This is a genomic window from Reyranella sp. (genome assembly GCF_965249915.1).
In the GTDB taxonomy this organism is placed as follows: domain Bacteria; phylum Pseudomonadota; class Alphaproteobacteria; order Reyranellales; family Reyranellaceae; genus Reyranella.
This window is the reverse complement of the sequence record NZ_OZ252257.1, coordinates 6,027,343-6,047,610: the sequence shown is the minus strand read 5'-3', so window position 1 is coordinate 6,047,610 and position 20,268 is coordinate 6,027,343. Positions and strand designations below refer to the sequence as shown.

At 66.8% G+C, this 20,268-nt stretch carries 20 protein-coding genes; 8 read left to right on the top strand and 12 right to left on the bottom strand.

Going from position 1 to position 20,268, the window contains the following annotated elements:
• Position 1 precedes the first annotated feature (1 nt).
• From mreC to ACP15H_RS29700, 5 genes are all read right to left on the bottom strand, one after another.
• Positions 2–892, bottom strand: a complete 891-nt coding sequence (gene mreC, locus ACP15H_RS29720; RefSeq protein WP_425069710.1) for a rod shape-determining protein MreC — start codon at positions 890–892, stop codon at positions 2–4.
• A gap of 41 nt (positions 893–933) precedes the next feature.
• Entirely contained in the window at positions 934–1,974 is a 1,041-nt protein-coding gene (locus ACP15H_RS29715) for a rod shape-determining protein (protein ID WP_068189726.1), read from the bottom strand.
• A 192-nt stretch (positions 1,975–2,166) separates the two neighbouring features.
• Positions 2,167–2,505, bottom strand: a complete 339-nt coding sequence (locus ACP15H_RS29710; RefSeq protein WP_425069709.1) for a hypothetical protein — start codon at positions 2,503–2,505, stop codon at positions 2,167–2,169.
• Position 2,506: 1 nt separating this feature from the next.
• Positions 2,507–3,658, bottom strand: a complete 1,152-nt coding sequence (locus ACP15H_RS29705; protein WP_425069708.1) for an acyl-CoA dehydrogenase family protein — start codon at positions 3,656–3,658, stop codon at positions 2,507–2,509.
• A gap of 95 nt (positions 3,659–3,753) precedes the next feature.
• A complete protein-coding gene (locus tag ACP15H_RS29700; RefSeq protein WP_425069707.1) occupies positions 3,754–4,854 on the bottom strand; it encodes a Zn-dependent alcohol dehydrogenase in 1,101 nt (366 codons plus the stop codon).
• A 42-nt stretch (positions 4,855–4,896) separates the two neighbouring features.
• Here ACP15H_RS29700 and ACP15H_RS29695 point away from each other — a divergent pair, with 42 nt between their 5' ends.
• A complete protein-coding gene (locus tag ACP15H_RS29695) occupies positions 4,897–5,655 on the top strand; it encodes an SDR family oxidoreductase (protein WP_425069706.1) in 759 nt (252 codons plus the stop codon).
• Positions 5,656–5,693: 38 nt separating this feature from the next.
• Positions 5,694–6,452: an SDR family oxidoreductase gene (locus tag ACP15H_RS29690; protein ID WP_425069705.1), complete on the top strand. Its 759-nt coding sequence runs from the start codon at positions 5,694–5,696 to the stop codon at positions 6,450–6,452.
• Between the two features lie 152 nt (positions 6,453–6,604).
• On the opposite strand, the gene ilvC is transcribed toward ACP15H_RS29690, so the two are convergent.
• Complete coding sequence (ilvC, locus tag ACP15H_RS29685; protein WP_425069704.1) at positions 6,605–7,624, bottom strand: ketol-acid reductoisomerase; 1,020 nt, start codon at positions 7,622–7,624, stop codon at positions 6,605–6,607.
• A gap of 175 nt (positions 7,625–7,799) precedes the next feature.
• Between ilvC and ACP15H_RS29680 the strand changes: the two genes are divergently transcribed.
• Positions 7,800–8,342 carry a hypothetical protein gene (locus ACP15H_RS29680; RefSeq protein WP_425069703.1) on the top strand — a complete coding sequence of 181 codons (543 nt, stop codon included), beginning with the start codon at positions 7,800–7,802 and terminating at the stop codon, positions 8,340–8,342.
• 58 nt (positions 8,343–8,400) lie between these two features.
• Here the strand turns inward: ACP15H_RS29680 and ilvN are convergent, their stop codons facing one another.
• The 3 genes from ilvN to miaA all read right to left on the bottom strand — a co-directional run bounded on the left by ilvN (position 8,401) and on the right by miaA (position 11,725).
• Positions 8,401–8,910 carry an acetolactate synthase small subunit gene (gene ilvN, locus ACP15H_RS29675; RefSeq protein WP_425069702.1) on the bottom strand — a complete coding sequence of 170 codons (510 nt, stop codon included), beginning with the start codon at positions 8,908–8,910 and terminating at the stop codon, positions 8,401–8,403.
• On the bottom strand, positions 8,907–10,682 hold the full coding sequence (locus ACP15H_RS29670) for an acetolactate synthase 3 large subunit (protein WP_425069701.1): 1,776 nt from the start codon (positions 10,680–10,682) through the stop codon (positions 8,907–8,909). The genes ilvN and ACP15H_RS29670 overlap by 4 nt, the downstream gene beginning before the upstream one ends.
• Before the next feature lie 107 nt (positions 10,683–10,789).
• Positions 10,790–11,725, bottom strand: a complete 936-nt coding sequence (gene miaA, locus ACP15H_RS29665; RefSeq protein ID WP_425069700.1) for a tRNA (adenosine(37)-N6)-dimethylallyltransferase MiaA — start codon at positions 11,723–11,725, stop codon at positions 10,790–10,792.
• A gap of 50 nt (positions 11,726–11,775) precedes the next feature.
• On the opposite strand from miaA, the gene serB reads away from it, so the two are divergent.
• From serB to ACP15H_RS29650, 3 genes are all read left to right on the top strand, one after another.
• Positions 11,776–12,657 (top strand): phosphoserine phosphatase SerB, encoded by an 882-nt coding sequence (serB, locus tag ACP15H_RS29660; RefSeq protein ID WP_425069699.1) that lies wholly within the window; start codon positions 11,776–11,778, stop codon positions 12,655–12,657.
• Entirely contained in the window at positions 12,654–13,655 is a 1,002-nt protein-coding gene (locus ACP15H_RS29655; protein ID WP_425069698.1) for an NADP-dependent oxidoreductase, read from the top strand. Before serB ends, ACP15H_RS29655 begins: the two co-directional genes overlap by 4 nt.
• A gap of 243 nt (positions 13,656–13,898) precedes the next feature.
• Positions 13,899–14,675, top strand: coding sequence for a hypothetical protein (locus ACP15H_RS29650; protein ID WP_425069697.1), 777 nt, complete (start codon positions 13,899–13,901; stop codon positions 14,673–14,675).
• Positions 14,676–14,806: 131 nt separating this feature from the next.
• Here the strand turns inward: ACP15H_RS29650 and ACP15H_RS29645 are convergent, their stop codons facing one another.
• The 3 genes from ACP15H_RS29645 to hflK form a co-directional block, all read right to left on the bottom strand.
• Positions 14,807–16,294, bottom strand: a complete 1,488-nt coding sequence (locus ACP15H_RS29645) for a DegQ family serine endoprotease (RefSeq protein ID WP_425069696.1) — start codon at positions 16,292–16,294, stop codon at positions 14,807–14,809.
• 209 nt (positions 16,295–16,503) lie between these two features.
• Positions 16,504–17,391, bottom strand: a complete 888-nt coding sequence (gene hflC, locus ACP15H_RS29640; protein WP_425069695.1) for a protease modulator HflC — start codon at positions 17,389–17,391, stop codon at positions 16,504–16,506.
• Positions 17,388–18,602 (bottom strand): FtsH protease activity modulator HflK, encoded by a 1,215-nt coding sequence (hflK, locus tag ACP15H_RS29635; RefSeq protein WP_425069694.1) that lies wholly within the window; start codon positions 18,600–18,602, stop codon positions 17,388–17,390. The genes hflC and hflK overlap by 4 nt, the downstream gene beginning before the upstream one ends.
• A 150-nt stretch (positions 18,603–18,752) precedes the next feature.
• Here hflK and apbC point away from each other — a divergent pair, with 150 nt between their 5' ends.
• Both apbC and ACP15H_RS29625 read left to right on the top strand, forming a co-directional pair.
• Entirely contained in the window at positions 18,753–19,904 is a 1,152-nt protein-coding gene (gene apbC / locus ACP15H_RS29630) for an iron-sulfur cluster carrier protein ApbC (RefSeq protein WP_425069693.1), read from the top strand.
• Between the two features lie 61 nt (positions 19,905–19,965).
• A complete protein-coding gene (locus ACP15H_RS29625; RefSeq protein WP_425069692.1) occupies positions 19,966–20,256 on the top strand; it encodes a GIY-YIG nuclease family protein in 291 nt (96 codons plus the stop codon).
• Positions 20,257–20,268: the final 12 nt, after the last annotated feature.

Below are 20,268 nucleotides of genomic sequence, written 5' to 3'. Positions count from 1 at the left end.
GTCAGCGCACCCGCACGCCGGCGGGCGGCGCCGCCGGTGCCGGCGCCGCAGGCCCGACCAGGCCGGTCACGCCGTAATCGACGACACGGACGAACTCGAGCCGCGAGAAATCGGTGAACGGCCGGACGCGCACGGTACCTTCGCTGGTCTCGACGACCTCACCGACCGGAATGCCGACCGGGAAGCTGCCACCATGGCCCGAGGTGATGATGCGGTCCCCGGTCTGCACGCCGGCGATGCTCTGCAGGAGGGTGAGACGAAGCCGGGGCGAATTGTCGCCCGCCAGGATGGCGCGCTCGCGGGTGCGCTCGACCAGGACCGGCAGGCGCGAGTTGACGTCGGTCACGAACAGGACGCGCGAGCTGTTCTCGCCGACCTCGGCGATGCGGCCGGCCAGACCTTCGCCGGTGACCACCGCCTGGCCCGGTGCAACGCCGACCCGGCGGCCGACATTGAGCAGCGCGCCGCGCATGTACGCGCTGACGCTGTCGCCCACGAGGCGCGCGGTGATGAAGGAGGCTTCGGGCCCCTCACGGAAGCGGGCGAGGCTGCGCAGCCCCTCGTTCTCGTTCTCCAGTCGTCGCGCCGCGGTCTGCCAGGCGAGCAGGCGGGCATTCTCCTCACGCAGGCGGGCGTTTTCCTCGCGCAGTGACGCGAACTCGCGCAGATCGGCGATGGCCCGGTTGGCATACGCGACCGGCCGGGCGATCGCCTCCAGAACGGGGCTCACCATGTCGAGTGCGAGAACGCGGGCATGTTCGACCAGAACGGTGTCGGCCTTGCCGACCAGCATGACGCCGAAGGTCACGATCACGAGCAGGCCGAGGGCGAAGCGCTGCACCACCGTGCGCACCTGGCTCGCGACTACCTCGAAGTCGTCCCGGATCGCCATGTCCTGCCCATTCTAACCCAAGAGGGCGGCGGCGCGGCCTGTTAGTACATCGACGAAAGGACGCCGCGCAGTCGTACGATGTTCTCGACAGCATGGCCCGTGCCAAGGGCGACGCAGAGCAGCGGATCCTCGGCCACCGAGACCGGCAGGCCGGTCGCCTGGCGCAGCACGGTGTCCATGTTTGCCAGCAGCGCGCCGCCGCCCGTGAGCACAATGCCCTTGTCGACGATGTCGGCGGCCAGTTCCGGCGCGGTGTTCTCCAGCGCGACCTTCACGGCCTCCACGATGGCGCTGACCGGTTCCTGCAGGCTCTCGGCGATCTGCCGCTCGGTGATGACCAGTTCCTTGGGCACGCCGTTCATCAGGTCGCGGCCCTTGATCTCCATCGTGCGGCCCTCGCCGTCGTCGGGCGGGCAGGCGGAGGCGATGGTCTTCTTGATGCGCTCGGCCGAGCTTTCGCCGACCAGCAGGTTATGATTGCGGCGGATGTAGGCGATGATCGCCTCGTCCATCTTGTCGCCGCCGACGCGCACGGAGCGCGGATAGACGATGCCGCCCAGCGACAGCACGGCCACCTCGGTGGTGCCGCCGCCGATGTCGACGACCATCGAGCCCGTAGGCTCGGTCACCGGCAGGCCGGCGCCGATCGCGGCGGCCATCGGCTCCTCGATCAGCCAGACCTTGCGGGCGCCGGCGCTCTCGGCCGATTCCTGGATGGCGCGGCGCTCGACGGCGGTGGAGCCGGAGGGCACGCAGACCACGATCTGCGGATGGGCGAAGCTGCGGCGATTGTGCACCTTCGAGATGAAGTGCTTGATCATCGCCTCGGCGACTTCGAAGTCGGCGATGACGCCGTCGCGCAGCGGCCGGATCGCCTGGATGTTGCCGGGCGTACGGCCCAGCATCATCTTGGCTTCCTCGCCGACGGCGAGGACCTGACGCTTGCCGCTCTGCGTGGTCAGCGCCACGACCGACGGCTCGTTGAGTACGATGCCTCGACCCTTCACATAGACCAGCGTGTTCGCCGTACCGAGGTCGATACCCATGTCCGCCGAAAATAGCCCGATGACGCGCGACAGCATTGAGTTAAGTCTCTGTAATTACGGCGAAATCTTGAAATACTCGTGCCATTCCGAGGTCCGGCACCGAGGGTGCGACCGGGTTTAGACCGGCAAGGCAAGGCTCGCAAGGCGATTCAAACGGTCGCATCGATGGTCACCGTTTGTGCTCGTCCGCGCTTCGTAAGGACTGAAAAGTTGCGTGCAACGGGCGTTTCAGGCGCCGTCGAGACGACGTTCCTGCCGCTCGAGCCAGGCCACGACGTCGGCGCGGCTTCCGGCCTCGATATGTGCCCACTGATGCGACTTCAATTCTTCGCCGCGCCCCGAGCGCCAGTATTCCTTCACCACGATCATCGTCCACGGCGCGATGCCCGTCTTGCGCCCGGTGGTGACCTCGACCGTGAAGCCATGGCTGGCGCCGGCGTAGGAGTGCCGCTCGCGCTGCCACTCGACGCCATCGACGCTCCAGGCGGTGCGCGGCACGCGCGTCGTGCCGGGCTCCAGCAATCGATCGACGATGCGGAAGAACGACGCGTCGCCGATCTTGCGCACCTCAGAAGCCCATCATCTTGGCGATGGTGTTGCGCTGGATGTCGTTGGTGCCGCCGCCGATCGAGCCCACGCGCACGTCGCGAAACAGGCGCTGGATGTCGTGCGCCATGGTGTAGCCGGCGCCGCCCATGATCTCCATGGCGAGATGGGCGCACTTGAACTCGCCATCGGTGCCCTGGATCTTGGCGATCGCCGTCTCCTCGACGGGATCGAGGCCGGCATCGAGCATGTCGGCCAGGCGATAGGTCAGCGCCTGGGTCGTGCGCAGCGCGATGCGCATGTCGGCGAACTTGTGCTGGATCGCCTGGAACTTCGAGATCGGCTGGCCGAACTGCACGCGCTCCTGGGCGAAGCGCTTGGCGTATTCGATGGCGAAATGCATGTTGCCGCAGGCTTGCGCGGCGAGACAGAGCCGCTCGAGGTTCAGCCCCTTCATCAGCCCCGACCAGCCGCGATTTTCCTCGCCGATCACATGATCGGCCGGCACGAACACGCCGTCGAAGAAGATCTCGTTGGCATGCGTGGTGCGACGCCCCAGGGTCGGCAGCGGCTTCATGGTGAGACCGGCGGCGCGCGCATCGACCCAGAAGAGCGTCACGCCCTTGTGCCGCGCCTCGCTGTCGGTGTTGGCCACCACCATCAGATAGTCGGCGACGTGGGCGGCGCTGATGTAGAGCTTCTGCCCGGTGAGGCGATAGCCGTTGCCGTCGCGCACCGCGCGCGTCTTGATGCCCGACGCATCCGATCCGGTGTCCGGCTCCGAAAGCGCGAACGCCGACTTCAATTTGCCGGCGCAGATCTCCGGCAGATAGCGCCGCCGCAAATGCTCGCCGGCCGTGAGCTGCAGATGCATGCCGCCATAGACCACGGTCGGCAGATAGAGCGAAGAGGCGCCGCTGTAGTGACGCGCCAGCGCCTCGACCAGCACGACGAGATCCTTGCGGCTGCCGCCCATGCCGCCATAGGCCGGGTCATACGGCAGCGCCATGTAGCCGGCCTCGGCCAGCGCATCGAAGGCGGCATGCGGAAACGCCGATTCCTCGTCGAGCCGCCGGATCTCCTCCGGCGGCAGGACCCGGGCCAGCAATTCGGCGACGTTGCGCCGGATCAGGACCTGCTCTTCCGTCAGGCCGAATTCGTCAAGGGTGCTCATCTACTTTGGCTTCGTGTCCTGGCGGTACAGGTAGTAGGCGTAGCCGCCGGCAGCGGCGAGGGTCACGAGACCCAGGATCTCGAAGGGCGACATGATCAGTCGAACACCACAACGCCGCGCGCGACCTCGCCCGCCATCATGCGCTTGAAGCCCTCGTTGATCTCCGAGAGCTTGTAGGTGCGGCTGATCAGGCCGTCGATGTTCAGGCGCTTGTTCATGTAGTGGTCGACCAGCACCGGGAAATCGAGATCGGGCCGCACCGAACCGTAGAAGGTGCCGCTCATCGTCTTCTCGCCGAACACCATCGCCATCGGCGAATACTGCGCCTTCGCGGTCGCCGCGGCGATGCCGACCGCGACGCCGTGGCCGCCGGGCGCCAGCGCGTCGAAGGCCAGCGCCTGAGTCGGGCCGATCGACACCGCGTCGAAGGAATAGTCGACGCCCAGCCCGCCGGTGATCTCCTTCACCTTCTTGACCGGGTCGTTGTCGGTCGCGGTGTTGACGGTGTGGGTCGCGCCGAAGGTCTTCGCCATCTCGAGCTTGTTGTCGAGAATGTCGGCCGCGATGATTTTGCTGGCGCCCGAGAGCATGGCGCCCTGCACGGCGTTGAGGCCGACGCCGCCGCAGCCGATCACCAGCACGGTCGATCCTGCCTCGATCTTGGCATGGCGCGTCACCGCGCCGACGCCGGTCGCCACGCAGCAGCCGACCAGGGCCGCCTGCGGCCACGGCATGTCCTTGCGGATCGGGATGACCATCTCCTCCGGCACCACCACCTCCTCGGCGAAGGTGCCGATGCGGGCCATCTGGTTGATGCCCTCACCCTTGTGCTTCAGCCGCAGCGTGCCGTCATACTGCGAGCCCGGCGGCACCGAGGCGCGGCCGATGCACAGCACCGTGCGGCCCTGGGTGCAGTAGCGGCAGCGGCCGCAATGCGGGCGGAACGAGAAGATCACATGGTCGCCCGGCTTCACCGTCGTGACGCCCGGGCCGCATTCGAGGATCTCGCCCGCGGCCTCGTGGCCCGGCACGATCGGCATCGGCGACGGCCAGTCGCCGTTCATGATGTGCCAGTCGCTCTGGCAGACGCCCGACGCCTTCATCTTCACACGTACTTCCATCGCCTTGGGCGGATCGAGCTCGCACTCGACGACCTGCAGCGGCTCGTTGGGCTTGAACAGAACGGCGGCTTTCATGAATTTCCTCCCGAAACATTGGCGCCACTATATCATCGGGCCATGAGCAAAACCCTCCTGATCACCGGCGGCGCCTCGGGCATCGGCGCCGAGACCGCCCGGCGCGCCGGCGCGCGCGGCTACCGCGTTGCCATCAACTATCGCAGCCGTGATGCGCAGGCCAAGGCCGTGGTGGCCGACATCGAGGCCGCGGGCGGCCAGGCCATCGCCCTCCCGGGCGACATGGCGCACGAGACCGACATCGTCCGCCTGTTCGACGAGACCGAGCGTGCGCTGGGGCCGATCACCCATCTCGTCAACAGCGCCGGAATCGACCCCAGCCGCGGCCGCATAGACGAATACGAGCACGCGGTGATCGCCAACCTGTTCGCGGTGAACGTCATCGGCCTGATGCTGTGCTGCCGCGAGGCGACCCGCCGCATGTCGACCAGGCATGGCGGCAAGGGCGGCGCCATCGTGAACGTCTCGTCGATGGCGGCGACCCTGGGCGGACGCCGCGGCGCGTCGGCCTATGCCGCCACCAAGGGCGCAGTCGATGCCTTCACCAAGGGCTTTGCGCGGGAAGTCGCCGCCGAGGGGATCCGGGTCAACGCGATCCGTCCCGGTCCGGTGATGACCGAAATGACGGAGGGGCGCCTCAGCGAACCGGGAGTCCTCGCCGCCGTCGCCGCGTCGCTTCCGATCCAGCGGATCGGCGAGTCGCATGAAATTGCGGACGCGATCCTGTGGCTGCTGTCGCACGAGGCCTCTTTCATCGCCGGCGCGATGCTCGATGCGTCGGGCGGCGGCTACATCATCTAGGGCAGGCTTCGGGCCGCACGACGCGATATCATCGGGCCATGAGCAAAATCCTCCTGATCACCGGCGGCGCCTCGGGCATCGGCGCCGAGACCGCCCGCCAGGCTGCGACCCGCGGCTACGCCATCGCCCTCAACTACCGGACCCGCGACACGCAGGCCCGGAAGGTCGTGGCCGACATCGAAGCCCAGGGCGGCAAGGCCATCGCCCTGCAAGGCGACATGGCGCGCGAGGCCGACATCGTACGGCTGTTCGAGGAGACCGAGAAGGCGCTGGGGCCGATCACCCATCTGGTCAACAGCGCCGGCACCAACGGAAAGCGCGGCCGGGTCGACGAATACGACTCCGGGGTGCTGGCCAATCTGTTCGCGACCAACGTCACCGGCCTGATGCTGTGCTGCCGCGAGGCGGCCCGGCGCATGTCGACCAGGCATGGCGGCACGGGCGGCTCGATCGTCAACGTGTCGTCGATGGCGGCGACGCTCGGCGGACGGCTGGGCTCCTCGGCCTATGCCGCCAGCAAGGGCGCGGTCGACGCCTTCACCAAGGGCTTCGCCCGCGAGGTCGCGTCCGAGGGCATCCGCGTGAACTCGCTGCGGCCCGGCATGGTGCTGACCGAGATGACCGAGGGACGGCTGAACGACCCGGCCTTCCGCAGCAGCATCGAAGCCTCGATCCCGATGCGCCGCGTCGGCACCTCGGCCGAGATCGCCCAGGCGGTGCTGTGGCTGCTGTCGGACGAAGCGTCCTTCATCACCGGCGCGATGCTCGATGCGTCGGGCGGCGGGTATATTATCTAGAGTCGGGCTTTAAGCCCCAACCCCAATTGTCATCCCGAGCGCAGCGAGGGACCTTTGGTTCGGGCTCAGCGGAAAGGTCCCTCGCTGCGCTCGGGATGACAGACAAAAAAACGGGCCCCAGTGGGGCCCGTTTCGTTTGAGCGCACCGCGCCTTAGTTCTTGGCCTTGTCGACCAGAGCCTTCTCCTTGATCCACGGCATCATGGCGCGGAGCTTTTCGCCGATCTCCTCGATCGGGTGCTCCGACATGCGCTTGCGCGTGGCCTTGAACGAGGCCTGGTTGACCTTGTTCTCCAGCATCCAGTCGCGGGCGAAGCGGCCCGACTGGATGTCTTCCAGCACGCGCTTCATCTCGGCCTTGGTCTCGGCCGTCACGATGCGCGGGCCCGACCGGTACTCGCCGTACTCGGCGGTGTTCGAGATCGAGTAGTTCATGTTGGCGATGCCGCCCTCGAAGATGAGGTCGACGATCAGCTTCACTTCGTGCAGGCACTCGAAGTACGCCATCTCCGGCGCGTAGCCCGCCTCGACCAGCGTCTCGAAGCCGGCCTTGATCAGCTCGACGAGGCCGCCGCACAGGACGACCTGCTCGCCGAACAGGTCGGTCTCGCACTCTTCCTTGAACGAGGTCTCGATGGTGCCGGCGCGACCGCCGCCCACCGCCGAGGAGTAGCTCAGCGCGATCTCGAGCGCGTTGCCCGAGGAGTTCTGCGCCACCGCCACGAGGCAGGGCACGCCGCCGCCGCGCACATACTCGGAGCGCACGGTGTGGCCCGGGCCCTTCGGCGCGATCATGAACACGTCGAGGTCGGGACGCGGCGTCAGCAGGTTGAAGTGGACGTTGAGGCCGTGCGCGAAGGCCAGCGCCGCGCCCTGCTTCATGTTGCCCGCGAGGTCGGCGTTGTAGATGTCCGCCTGAAGCTCGTCCGGGGTCAGCATCATCACGATGTCGGCCCACTTGGCGCCGTCGGCCGGGCTCATCACGGTGAAGCCGGCGCCTTCGGCCTTCTTGATCGTGGCCGAGCCGGGCTTCAGCGCAATGCGCACGTCCTTCACGCCCGAATCACGGAGGTTCATGGCGTGGGCATGACCCTGGCTGCCGTAGCCGACGACCAGGACTTTCTTGCCCTTGATCAGGTTCACGTCGGCATCACGATCGTAGTAGACACGCATAGGGGCCAATCCTCCTGGCAGCTGCTTCTTGCAAAGAACGGGGGTTAGTAGACAACCCGGCTCGCAAAAACCAGCCTCGAATCCCGCCTTATCGCATGTCCCCCTTGCGCTTCTACATATGGTATGCCTCTGGGAGGGCAACCCAAGCCCCGTAGATCCCCGAGGAAATCCCGCAATGTCTCTTCGCTCCGCCATCGTCCCCGCGTCTCTGGCACTCGCGCTGGTCGCCTGTAACCAGCCGTCCGACGCCCCGACGAACCCGGCCACCCCGATGCCGGGCATCGACTACGCCGTGGAGAATTCGACCGTCCATGGCGCGGCGCGGGCGATGCGCAACCATACCTGGCTGTGGACCCGCGGCAGCGGCCCGGCCCAGATCCACTATTCGACGGCGGACGGCCGCGACCTGGTCTGGATGGTCGGCCAGCGGCGCATCTTCCAAGGCGAATGGACGGTCCAGAACACCAGCGATTCCAGCGGCCAGCAGATCACCCAGATCTGCCTGCGCTATCCCGGGGTCAATTTCGACGGGCTGAGCGCCACCCTGACCTGCCGCCCGGCCGGCACCTTCCTGGGCGAGATGCAGCAGCGCGAGGGCGGCGACCCGCTGCAGATGAACGGGCGCACCCAGGCGCTGTTCGTGATCGACAAGGCGCCGGCCAACCTGGCCGAGATCGAGGGCCGCGTGGCCTCGATCAAGGGGCTGTCGAACTACTGACGGAACTGGAATTTCACCTCCCCCGTAAGACGGGGGAGGTGAAGAACGGGGATGGCCTCTACAGCGCCTCGCCGCCGCGCGACATGGCGACGATACCGGTGCGGACGACGTCGACCAGGCCCAGCGATTCCATCAGGCCGACGAAGGTCTGCACCTTGTCGGTGTTGCCGGTGACTTCGAAGACGAAGGAATCGGACTTGGCGTCGATCACCTTGGCGCGGAACACGTCGGCCAGGCGCAGCGCCTCGACCCTCTTCTCGCCGACGCTCTTGACCTTCACCAGCGCCAGCTCGCGCTCGATGTGCGGGCCTTCGACCGTGAGGTCGCGCACGCGATAGACCGGCACGAGACGGTCGAGCTGCGCCTTGATCTGCTCGATGATCATCGGCGTGCCCTTGGTCACGATGGTGATGCGCGACTGGCTTTCCTGCGCGTTGGTCTCCGCGACGGTCAGGCTCTCGATGTTGTAGCCGCGGCCGGAAAACAGGCCGACCACGCGCGCGAGGATGCCCGGCTCGTTGGCCACCAGCACGGAGATGGTATGGGCGACGATCGTATCCTTGCTCACACCAGCACCATGCCTTCTTCCGACACCTTCGCGGACTGCTTGTCGTCCGGACCCAGCAGCATCTCGTTGTGCGCCGCGCCCGAGGGGATCATCGGGAAGCAGTTCTCCTTCTCGTCGACGATGACGTCGACGATGACGGGATGCTTCAGCTCGATCATCTCCTTGATCGTATCGTCGAGCTTGGCGGGATCGTCGCAGCGCAGGCCCTTGGCGCCGAACGCCTCGGCGACCTTCACGAAGTCGGGCAGCGATTCCGAATAGCTCTCGGAATAGCGGCCGCCGTGCAGCAGCTCCTGCCACTGCCGGACCATGCCCATGTAGTGGTTGTTCAGCACGAAGATCTTCACCGGCAGGCGATACTGCGCCGCCGTCGAGAGCTCCTGGATGTTCATCAGGATCGAGGCCTCGCCGGCCACGTCGATGACCAGCGCCTCGGGATGGGCGATCTGCACGCCCAGCGCCGCCGGGAAGCCGTAGCCCATGGTGCCGAGGCCGCCCGAAGTCATCCAGCGGTTGGGCTGCTCGAACTTCAGGAACTGCGCCGCCCACATCTGGTGCTGGCCCACTTCGGTCGTGATGTAGTGGTCCTTGTCCTTGATGTGATGGTAGAGCCGCTCCAGCGCATACTGCGGCTTGATCACCTGCTTGTTGGGCTTGTAGGCGAGGCAGTTGCGCGCGCGCCACGTCTCGATCTCGGCCCACCACGCCTTCAGCGCCTTCTGGTCGACCTTGGGCTGCTTGGCCTTCCAGGCCTTCAGGAGTTCTTCCAGCACGATGCCGGCATCGCCCACGATGGCGAGGTCGACACGGACGTTCTTGTTGATCGACGACGGATCGATATCGACGTGGATCTTCTTCGAGCCCGGCGAGAATTTCGTCAGGTTGCCGGTGATGCGATCGTCGAAGCGCGCGCCGATGTTGATCATCACGTCGCAGCCGTGCATCGCCAGGTTGGCTTCGTAGGTGCCGTGCATGCCCAGCATGCCGAGGAACTGCTTGTCCGACGCCGGGAAGGCGCCGAGGCCCATCAGGGTGTTGGTGACCGGATAGCCGGTCAGGTGCACGAGCTGGGTCAGCAGCTTGGACGCCTTGGGGCCGGCATTGATGACGCCGCCGCCGGCGTAGAACACCGGGCGCTTGGCATTGGCGATCATCTCGATCGCCTGCTCGATCTTCTTCGGATCGGGCTGGGTCTGCGGCCGGTAGCTCTTGTGGGTCACCGCGACCTTGGGCGGCGCTTCGTACTCGTGCTTGTTCATCAGCACGTCCTTGGGCAGGTCGATGACGACCGGGCCCGGACGGCCGGAGCGCGCCACATAGAAGGCCTCATGGACCGTGCGCGCGAGGTCGCCCACCGCCTTCACCAGGTAATTGTGCTTGGTGCAGGGGCGCGTGATGCCGGTCGTGTCGGCTTCCTGGAAGGCGTCGTTGCCGATCAGATGGGTCGGCACCTGCCCCGTCAGGCAGACGATCGGGATCGAATCCATCAGCGCGTCGGTCAGGCCGGTCACGGCATTGGTCGCGCCGGGGCCGGAGGTCACCAGCACCACGCCGACCTTGCCGGTCGAGCGCGCATAGCCCTCGGCGGCGTGGACGGCGGCCTGCTCGTGACGCACCAGGATGTGGCGCAGCCGGTTCTGCTTGAAGAGCGAATCGTAGATCGGAAGGACCGCACCGCCGGGATAGCCGAAGACGACCTCGACTTCCTCGTCGATCAAGGCTTTCACCAACAGATCGGCGCCAGTCGTGGCGGACTCCTCGGGCTTCAACACAGCGGTCTCCTTCTGACAAATGTGCCGCAAAACGGGGGTTTTGCGGCGCCGCGGAACATAGGGGCGGGGTTTGGAGCGGTCAATCGAAAAGATCGAAACGCAAAGTTTCACCCCGCCAGATTGTCCAAATATTTCTCAATCTCGCCTGAACCAGGATCAGGCCTCGGGTCCAATACCAGATCTGGTGTCAATTGGTGGCGAAACCACGTCATCTGGCGTTTGGCGTATTGCCTTGTATGGTCGATGGCGATCCGCCGGACATCGTCCAGCCTGATTTCCCCCCGGAAGTGCCGGAAGAATTCGGGGGCGCCATGGGCCTTCAGGCCCGGCCAGACCGGATCGGGCTGCCTGTCGAAGACGGCGCGGACCTCGGCCATGACGCCGGCCGCCATCATGACGTCGAAGCGCCGCGCGATCCGCTCGCGCAGCCAGTCCCGGTCGGGCGCCAGCAGCACGGTCGCGAACCGCCAGGGCGCCGCCGACGCCTCGCCCTTCTGCCATTCGCTCAAGGGCCGCCCCGTGGCCTGCCAGACCTCCCAGGCCCTGACATGGCGCTGGCGGTCGCCCGGCTTCAGCTTCGCGACGATCGCCGGGTCGTGGACCGCCAGACGGTCGCGGAACGCCTCGGCGCCCAGCGCGGCCCACTCGGCATTGGCCTGCTCGCGCAGTTCCGGCGATGCATCGGGAATCGGCGCAATCCCCTGCATCAAGGTCCGGATGTAGAGGCCCGAGCCACCGCACAGGATCGGCACGCGACCTTCGGACAGCACCCGCTCGATCTCGGCCGAGGCGAGCGTGCGCCAGCGCGCGGCCGACACGGTCTCGCCGAGCGGCAGCACGCCGTAGAGCACGTGCGGCACCCGCGCCCGCTCCTCCGCACTCGGCTGCGCCGTCAGGAGCGGGAAGGCGTCGTAGGTCTGCATCGCATCGGCATTGATCACAGTGCCGCCGCGACGCTCGGCGAGGGCGAGCGCCAGCGCCGACTTGCCGCTGGCGGTCGGTCCGGCGACGACGATGACGGGGGTCTGGGCGAGCGATGTCATGAGCGGCGCACTGTTTGCAAATCCGCGACCCCGCCGCTAGAGCCAGGGGCGTGAAAAACGTCCTGGTCCTGATCTCCGATCCCGCCCACCCTGCCGTCACCGACGCGGTCGTGGCCTCCGCCATCGAAACCCTGAAGGCCGGCGGCGCCACCGTCGGCGCGCCTGACTGGCTCGACGAGGGAATTGCCTGCGACCTGCCGTTCGACGGGGCTGGCGCTTCGATCAGCCTGGCCGGCGTCGATGCCGTGGTTCTGCCGGCGAACGGACGCCGCAAGAAGCTGCTCGTCGCCGACATGGAATCGACCATGATCCACAACGAGATGCTCGACGAGCTGGCCGACTTCCTGGGCCTGCGCGAGAAGATCGCCGGCATCACCGCCCGCGCCATGAACGGCGAGATCGATTTCGCCGGCGCGCTCGAGGAGCGGGTCGGCCTGCTGAAGGGCCTGCCCGTCGGTCGCCTCGACGAGGCCGCGACGCGCATCCGCTACATGCCGGGCGGCGCCACGCTGGTGGCGACCCTGCGCAAGCACGGCGCCTACTGCGCGCTGGTGTCGGGCGGCTTCACCTACTTCACGGCCATGGTGCGCAAGGCGCTGGGCTTCGACCTCGATGCCGCCAACGTGCTGGAGCATGACGGCACGTCCCTGGCCGGCACGGTGGCGCATCCCATCCTCGGCAAGGAAGCGAAGCTCATGACCCTGCGGCGCCTGGCCGGCGAGCGTGGCCTTGCCGACGCGGACGCGATAAGCGTGGGCGACGGCGCCAACGACCTGCCGATGCTGAAGGCCGCCGGCCTCGGCGTCGCCTTCCACGCCAAGCCGGCGGTGGCGGCCCAGGTGCCGGCCCGCATCGACCACGGCGACCTGAGCGCGCTGCTCTACCTGCAGGGCTATCGCCGCAGCGACTTCGAAGAGAGGAAAGACCCATGACCGACATCCAGCAGATCGTCCTCGCCAAACGCCCCGAGGGCGACGTCACCGCGGACTGCTTCCGCGCCGAGACCGTTTCGCTCCCCGCCCTCGCCGAGGGCCAGATCCTGATCGCCCAGCGCTTCCTGTCGCTCGATCCCTACATGCGGCCGCGCATGACCGAGCTGCGCTCCTACACGCCGCCCTTCGAGCTCGACAAGCCGCTGACCGGCGGTTCGATCGGCGAAGTGGTCGAGTCGAAGAACCCGCGCTACGCCAAGGGCGACATCGTGATGGGCATGCTGAACTGGGCGACGCACACGGTTCATGACGGCAAGGGCCTGCGCAAGATCGACGCCGCCGGCCTGCCGCTGTCGGCCTATCTCGGCGTGCTCGGCATGCCGAGCTTCACCGCCTGGTACGGCATCAAGCACATCTGCAAGCCCAAGGCGGGCGAGACGGTGTTCGTCTCGGCGGCGACCGGCGCGGTGGGCCAGGTGGCGGGCCAGCTCGCCAAGCTCGCCGGCGCCCGGGTCGTGGGCTGCGCCGGCGACGAGCAGAAGTGCCAGTGGGCGGTGCGCGAGGCGGGTTACGATGCCTGCTTCAACCACAAGACCGAGAGCGATGTCGGCGCGGTGCTCGACAAGCTCTGCCCGCAAGGCATCGATGCCGATTTCGAGAATGTCGGCGGCAAGATCTTCCACGCCGTCTTCGCCCGCCTCAACAATTTCGGCCGCGTCGCCTTCTGCGGCGCCATCTCCGAGTACCAGGACGCCACGCCGATGGCCGGCCCGGAGAAGATGTTCACCATCGTCCAGCGCCGCCTCACCCTGCAGGGCTTCATTGTCTCCGATCACGCCGCCCTGATGGGCGACTTCGTGACCGAGGTCGGCGGGCTGGTGGCCTCCGGCAAGCTCAAGAGCCGCGAGACCGTGATCGACGGCCTCGCCCGGGCGCCCGAGGCCTTCATGGGCCTGCTCAAGGGCGAGAACTTCGGCAAGCTGGTCGTGAAGGTCTGACCGGCAGCGAAGGGCCAATCGCAGGCATCACGCTTGATGGCCACCGCTCCGTCTGATCTTCTGCAACGGGGATCAGAGGAAGCCATGAGCGCGCCACAACCGGGACGATGCTTCGGGACCGGGCCGGAGCATCACCGAGGCATCCGACGGAGATTGTTCGCGATCTCGCAAGCGTGGTCCCGGTCACGGAGCGAAGCTCGCGATCGGCCATTGCCAGGCCCACGCTCCTGGTCGGACGCCCCGATGAAGCTGCTGGTTGGCGTGTGCGCCCTGCTTGCGCTGTCGCCTGGGGCGCGGGCAGAAGGACCGGCCGTCTCCGAGTTGAACGGCAAGCTGTCCGTCGAAGGCGGTGCCGTCGGCACGAATGAGCTGCAATCGGCACTCGCAACCACACACGGCTCGATCACCGCACCGCTCGGCCACAGCTTCGGGCTGCAGGTCGATGGTTCAGGATCGACGGCCTTCAACTCCGTTTTCGGGAGCGGCGGCCTCCATCTCTTCTGGCGCGACCCGGCGATCGGCCTGGTTGGCGCCATTGCCGCCTTCGGCGGCGGCGCCGGCACGCGCAGCGGTCTCTATGGCGGCGAGGGCGAGTTGTACGCCGGCCTGTTCACGGTGGGCGTGCGCGCGGGCTATGGAGACAATCGGACCGACTTCAGCAGCCGCAACGGCGGTTTCTACCTGGGAACCCTGACGGTCTATCCGGTGCCGAACCTCGCCCTTTCGGTCGAGGGCGGCCAGGTATCCGGCCTGACGCTCGGCCAGGCGCGCATCGAGTACCAGCCCGACCTGCTGCTGGCGCACCGCAACGTCTCGTTTTTCGTGAGTGGGCTGGCAGGAGACTTCGGTGTCTTTCGCGCCACTGCCGGCGTTCAGTTCTATTTCGGACCGGACAAGTCGCTGATCCGCCGCCATCGCGAGGACGATCCGCGGTCGTTCTCCGCCTCCCCCATGGATACCTGTGTAAGTGTAGGCGGGAGACACATAAGCGTCGGCGGATGCGGCAGTCTTCCGCAATGACCCCGGCCCCGCTGGAAGGCATTCGTCCGTCGCATTCACTGCGCTGGATGATCACGGTTTGATCGCCGCAGCGCGCCGAAACGAAAAAGGCCGCGCGATGCGCGGCCTTTTCCTTGTCCGGTGACCCCGGCTTACTTCTGCAGGCGGAGCGCGGCGAAGCGCGGGTCGCCCTGGCGTTCGACGAAAAGGAGCACGGAGCGCTTCTTCTGCTGCTGGAGCTTGGTCACGAGGTCGGTGACCTCCTGCGGTGTCGTCACCTGCTTCTGGTCGACCTCGAGGATGACGTCGCCGGCCTGCAGCTGCTTCTCAGCAGCCGGGCTGTTGGGCGCCACCTTGGTGATGATCACGCCCTTCACCTGGTCGGACAGGCCATAGCGTTCGCGCAGCTGGTCGGTGACCTTCTGCAGGGTCAGGCCGAGCTGCTCGATGGTCGAGGTCACCGGCTGGTCGGGTTCGACCGGCTTCTTCGGGCCGCCCTGGGCCGAGGTGTTCTGCTTCTCGGCCTCTTCCTGTTCGCCGACGCGCAGCTTCAGCGGCACTTCCTTGGCGCCGCGCCAGACGACGACGTCTACGGTGCTGCCGACCCGAGCATTGGCGACCACCCGCGGAAAGCGGCGCAGGTCGAGAACCTCCTGGCCGCCGAACGTGAGGATGATGTCGTTGCGCTTCAGGCCCGCCTTGGCGGCCGGGCCGTCGGCCGTGACATTGGCCACCAGCACGCCGCGGGCGCGATCGAGGCCGAAGGAATCGGCGATGTCGTCGGTGACGCTCTGGTAGCTGACGCCGATCCAGCCGCGCTTGACCTTGCCGAACTCGCGGAGCTGGTCGGCGACCTGCTTCACCATGTTCGACGGGATCGAGAAGGCGAGACCCGCATTGGTGCCGGAGGGCGAATAGATCGCGGTGTTGACGCCGATGACCTCGCCATCGGTGTTGAACAGCGGACCGCCCGAGTTGCCCTTGTTGATGGCGGCGTCGGTCTGCAGGTAGTCGTCGAGCGAGTCGTTCAGCGAACGGCCGCGCGCCGAGATGATGCCGGCCGTCACCGAATGACCCATGCCGAACGGATTGCCGATGGCGATCACCCAGTCGCCGACCCGCGACTTGTCCGAATCGCCCCACTTCACCGCCGGCAGCGGCTTCTTGTTGGGCGGCTCGACCTTGAGCACGGCCAGGTCGACGCGGCTGTCGGAGCCGATCAGCTTGGCCTTGAGCTGGGTGTCGTCGCGAAAGATGACGGTGATGTCCTCGGCGCCCTGGATCACGTGGTTATTGGTGACGATGTAGCCTTCGCCATCGATCACGAAACCGGAGCCCAGCGACGTGCCGCGGCGCTGCTTCTGTTCCTCGCCGCCGCGCTTGTCGAAGAACTCCTTGAACAGTTCCTCGAAGGGCGAGCCGGGAGGAAGCTGCGGCATGTCCCGTAGACGCGGTCCCTGCTGGGGCACGTTCTGCGTGGTCGTGATGTTGACGACGGTCGGCATCAGCTTGTCGACCAGCTCGGAAAAGCTCTCGGTCGGCTGACGCGCCCAGGCGGGCTCCGTCGCGACGAGGCCGACGGATGCGATGGCCGCAAGAACGGCCCCTCTGAAATAGCCTTGAAAATCAGCTAGAATCACGACCGACCTCCAACGGCGCTCAAGGCCAAACGGTCGATACGGCCGGCGCCGCGCGTTAGAGTTCCTGTCTAACTGCGGGCCGATTGTGGCGCAAATAAAGAGGTCGTTATCGAGCCCGGTTTTGCGGCGTTTTGGCCATCTGACCAAAAAGAAACCGGCGGCGTGGCAGGAGTGCCACAGCCGCCGGTCGGTACGATCCTTGCCGGAGACTACTGCTTCGGCGCGGGGAGTCCGGACGGGTCGTTGAAGAACCGGAAGAAGTCGTTGTCCGGGCTCAGCAGCATGGTCGTGCCCCCCGAACCGAACGCCTGCTTGTAGGCCTCCATGCGCCGGTAGAAGGCGTAGAAGTCCTTATCCTTGCTGAAGGCCTTGGCGTAGATCTCGGTCGCCGAGGCATCGCCCTCGCCGCGCAGGATCTGGCCCTTCAGCCCGGCGTCGGCCTTGATGACGGCGACTTCGCGGTCGGCCGTCGCCTTGATGCGGGCATTCTCCTCGTCGCCCTCGGCGCGAAGCTGGCCGGCCTCGCGCTCGCGGTCGGTCTTCATGCGGTTGTAGACCGACTGGGAGTTGGCCTGCGGCAGGTCCGCCCGCTTGATGCGCACGTCGACCGTCTGGACGCCGAGTTCCATGGTCTTGACGTTCACCCGCCGGGTGATGTCGTCCATGAGGTTGGCGCGCTGGTCGGTCAGCACCGCATGCAGCGGCACCGACGAGAGCACGCCGCGGATCTCGGAGTTGATCAGCGAGTCGAGGAGTCCGCGCAGGGTGGTTTCACCTCCCGGCACGGTCTGCGCATAAAGTTTGGCCGCGACGATCTTGTAGCGGGCATAGGCGTCGACGACGAGACGCTTCTGGTCGCCAGCAATGATCTCGAACTCCTCGGCTTCGTAGTCGAGCAGCCGGCGGTCGATCCGCTGGATGTCCTGGATCAGCGGCAGCTTGGCGTAGAGGCCAGGCTCCGTCTTCGGATCGCCGACGATGGCGCCGAACTGACGGACCAGGACCTGCTTGGTCGGGTCGACCGTGTAGAAGGTCTGGGTCACGAGGAAGCCCACGATCGCGAGCACGACCAGCGCGATGATCGAACGGTTGCTCATCGTGTGGCTCCCGGGAGCGGCTGAGGTGCGCGCGGCGGCTGCGGCCCGACGCCCGGCGTCTGGTTCGAGCGAAGCTCGGGCAACGGCAGATAGGGCAGAACGCCGCCATTGTTGGTCGTGCCCTTGTCGACGAGCACCTTGTTTACGTTGCGCAGCACCTCTTCCATCGTGTCGAGGTAGAGACGTTCGGTGGTGATGTCCTTGGCCTTGGCCCACTGCTCGTAGACCTGGTCGAAGCGCTGGGCGTCACCGCTGGCGCGCGCCACGGTCTCGGCCTTGTAGGCTTCGGAGCGCTGGATGATCGATTCCGCCTCGCCCTTTGCCCGCGGGAGCTGCTGATTGCGATAGGTATTGCCCTCGTTGATCAGCTTCTCCTTGTCGGCGCGGGCGGCCTGGACGTCACGGAACGCCGCGATGACTTCCTGCGGCGGGTCCACGCGCAGCAGCTGGATCTGCGAAATGCGGACGCCCAGCCCATACTCGTCGAGAATGCCCTGCAGCAGGTCCTTGGTGTCCTGCTCGATACGGCTGCGGCCCTCGGTCTGGGCATATTGCAGGTTCGACTTGCCGATGACCTCGCGCATCGCGGCCTCGGCGCCGGCCCGCACGTTTTCCTCGGGATTGCGCACGTCGAATGCGTACTTGAAGACGTCCTTGATCTGCCAGAGCACCGCGAACTCGATGTCGACGATGTTCTCGTCGCCGGTCAGCATCAGGTTCTCGGTCGAGGTCGGGCGCGGCCCACGGGTGTAGGGCGTCGTCGCCTGGCTGCCGCGCGAACCGATCACCGTGCGACGCTGGTCCTGCACGTTCACGACCACGACATTGCCGATCGGGGCCGGCAGATTGTAGTGCAGGCCGGGCTCGACCGGCTTTCCATAGGGCTTGCCGAACACCAGCTGGATGGCCTGCTGGTTGGGCTGCACGCGGAAGAAACCGGTGGCCAGCCAGACGACCAGCGCGCCCAGCACCACGAGGGCGATGCCCTTATAGGTGCCGAAGCCGCCGGGCATGAGGTTCTTGAGGCGCTCCTGACCCTTGCGGATCACGTCTTCCATGTCGGGTGGGCGCCGCGAGCCGAACGGACCACCGCCGCCGCCGCCACCCTTGTTGCCACCGCCACCGCCGCCGCCCCAGGGACCACCGCCGCCGCCGCCACTACCGCCGCCGCCGCCCCAGGGGCCGCCGCCGCCGTTGTTATTCCACGCCATTTGTCACCTCAGGGCCCCTGCTGCCGCTTGTCACCGCGCTTGGGCGCGTTGTCGCTTTTGATTTCCAGACGCTCTGCATATATGTGACCACAGGCCCACCTTCAATCAAGCGGCGGACGTGAAATTGCGCCGCAGCGGAAGCAGCAGAACATGGCGGAAATCACCGAATCGGCCGTCCGCAAGGTTCTCGACACCGTGATCGATCCGGTGACGGGCCGCAGCGTCGCCGCACTTGGCATGGTGAGCGGTGTCGTAACCCGCGCCGGCCACGTCGCCGTCACCCTCGAGGTCGATCCGGCGCGCGGCACGGCGCTCGAGCCGCTGCGCCAGGCCTGCGAACAGGCAATCCGCGCGATGCCCGGCGTTCTCTCGGCAACCGCGGTGATGACGGCGGAGCGCGCCGCGCCGCCCCCGCCGCCTGCGGCGGGCGGCCACCACGGCCACAGCCACACCCACGGCGCGCCCGCGGCCAAGACGACCGGCGGCGGCGGCCGCATCGACGTGCCGGGCGTGAAGCACATCATCGCCGTGGCGTCCGGCAAGGGCGGCGTCGGCAAGTCGACCACCGCCGTCAACCTGGCGCTCGGCCTCGCCGCCAACGGTCTCGCGACCGGGCTGCTCGATGCCGACATCTATGGCCCCTCGATGCCACGCATGCTGGGCGTGACGGAGAAGCCCGAATCGGCCGACGGCAAGATGCTGAAGCCGATCGAGAAGTACGGGCTGAAGACCATGTCGATCGGCTACATCGTGAACGAGGACACGCCGATGATCTGGCGCGGCCCCATGGTGTCGAGTGCGCTCGAGCAGATGCTGCGCGACGTGCAGTGGGGCGACCTCGACGTGCTGGTGGTCGACATGCCGCCGGGCACCGGCGACGCCCAGCTCACTCTGGCCCAGCGCGTGGCGCTCTCGGGCGCCGTCATCGTCTCGACGCCGCAGGACATCGCCCTGGTCGACGCCCGCAAGGGCCTCAACATGTTTCGCAAGGTCGCCGTGCCGGTGCTCGGCATCGTCGAGAACATGAGCTACTTCCTCTGCCCCCACTGCGGCGAGCGCTCGGAGATCTTCGGCCATGGCGGCGCCCGCGAGGAGGCCGACAAGCTCGGCGTGCCGTTCCTCGGCGAGGTGCCGCTGCACCTCGACATCCGCACGACGTCCGACAGCGGCCATCCCATCGTCGTGTCGAAGCCCGACAGCGCCCACGCACAGGCCTACAAGAACATCGCCGGCCGCGTCTGGAAACAGCTCTCCGCCAACCAGCGCGGCGCCCGCAAGGCCCCGAACATCGTGGTGCAGTGACTAATGTCGTCCTGAGCGGCAGCGAAGGACCTCACCGGGCGGCCAGACAGGGACCTTCGTCATGGGCACCCGGCAATATTGGACCTACATCCTGGTCAGCAGCTCCGGAAACGCGATGTACATCGGCGTCACGAACGATCTCGAACGCCGGATCTGGGAACATCGCAACGGGCAAGGCAGCACGTTTGCCAAGAAATACCGGGCGACTCGGCTGGTCTATGCCGAGGAATACGACAATCCGAACGACGCCATCGCACGCGAAAAGCAGCTGAAGGGCTTGCGGCGCGAACGCAAGAACGAGTTGGTGCGTACGATCAACCCGGAGTTTCGGGATTTGATGCCGAGCGAGTAGCTGGCGTGAGGT

Excerpts from the sequence above, each read along its gene's own strand:
- hflK (WP_425069694.1), bottom strand. The coding sequence starts at position 18,602 with ATGGCGTGGAATAACAACGGCGGCGGCGGCCCCTGGGGCGGCGGCGGC.
- ACP15H_RS29715 (WP_068189726.1), bottom strand. The coding sequence starts at position 1,974 with ATGCTGTCGCGCGTCATCGGGCTATTTTCGGCGGACATGGGTATCGAC.
- ACP15H_RS29695 (WP_425069706.1), top strand. The coding sequence starts at position 4,897 with ATGAGCAAAACCCTCCTGATCACCGGCGGCGCCTCGGGCATCGGCGCC.
- ACP15H_RS29680 (WP_425069703.1), top strand. The coding sequence starts at position 7,800 with ATGTCTCTTCGCTCCGCCATCGTCCCCGCGTCTCTGGCACTCGCGCTG.
- ilvC (WP_425069704.1), bottom strand. The coding sequence starts at position 7,624 with ATGCGTGTCTACTACGATCGTGATGCCGACGTGAACCTGATCAAGGGC.
- ACP15H_RS29650 (WP_425069697.1), top strand. The coding sequence starts at position 13,899 with ATGAAGCTGCTGGTTGGCGTGTGCGCCCTGCTTGCGCTGTCGCCTGGG.
- ACP15H_RS29700 (WP_425069707.1), bottom strand. The coding sequence starts at position 4,854 with ATGAAAGCCGCCGTTCTGTTCAAGCCCAACGAGCCGCTGCAGGTCGTC.
- mreC (WP_425069710.1), bottom strand. The coding sequence starts at position 892 with ATGGCGATCCGGGACGACTTCGAGGTAGTCGCGAGCCAGGTGCGCACG.
- ACP15H_RS29705 (WP_425069708.1), bottom strand. The coding sequence starts at position 3,658 with ATGAGCACCCTTGACGAATTCGGCCTGACGGAAGAGCAGGTCCTGATC.
- hflC (WP_425069695.1), bottom strand. The coding sequence starts at position 17,391 with ATGAGCAACCGTTCGATCATCGCGCTGGTCGTGCTCGCGATCGTGGGC.
- ACP15H_RS29690 (WP_425069705.1), top strand. The coding sequence starts at position 5,694 with ATGAGCAAAATCCTCCTGATCACCGGCGGCGCCTCGGGCATCGGCGCC.
- apbC (WP_425069693.1), top strand. The coding sequence starts at position 18,753 with ATGGCGGAAATCACCGAATCGGCCGTCCGCAAGGTTCTCGACACCGTG.
- ACP15H_RS29625 (WP_425069692.1), top strand. The coding sequence starts at position 19,966 with ATGGGCACCCGGCAATATTGGACCTACATCCTGGTCAGCAGCTCCGGA.
- ACP15H_RS29655 (WP_425069698.1), top strand. The coding sequence starts at position 12,654 with ATGACCGACATCCAGCAGATCGTCCTCGCCAAACGCCCCGAGGGCGAC.
- miaA (WP_425069700.1), bottom strand. The coding sequence starts at position 11,725 with ATGACATCGCTCGCCCAGACCCCCGTCATCGTCGTCGCCGGACCGACC.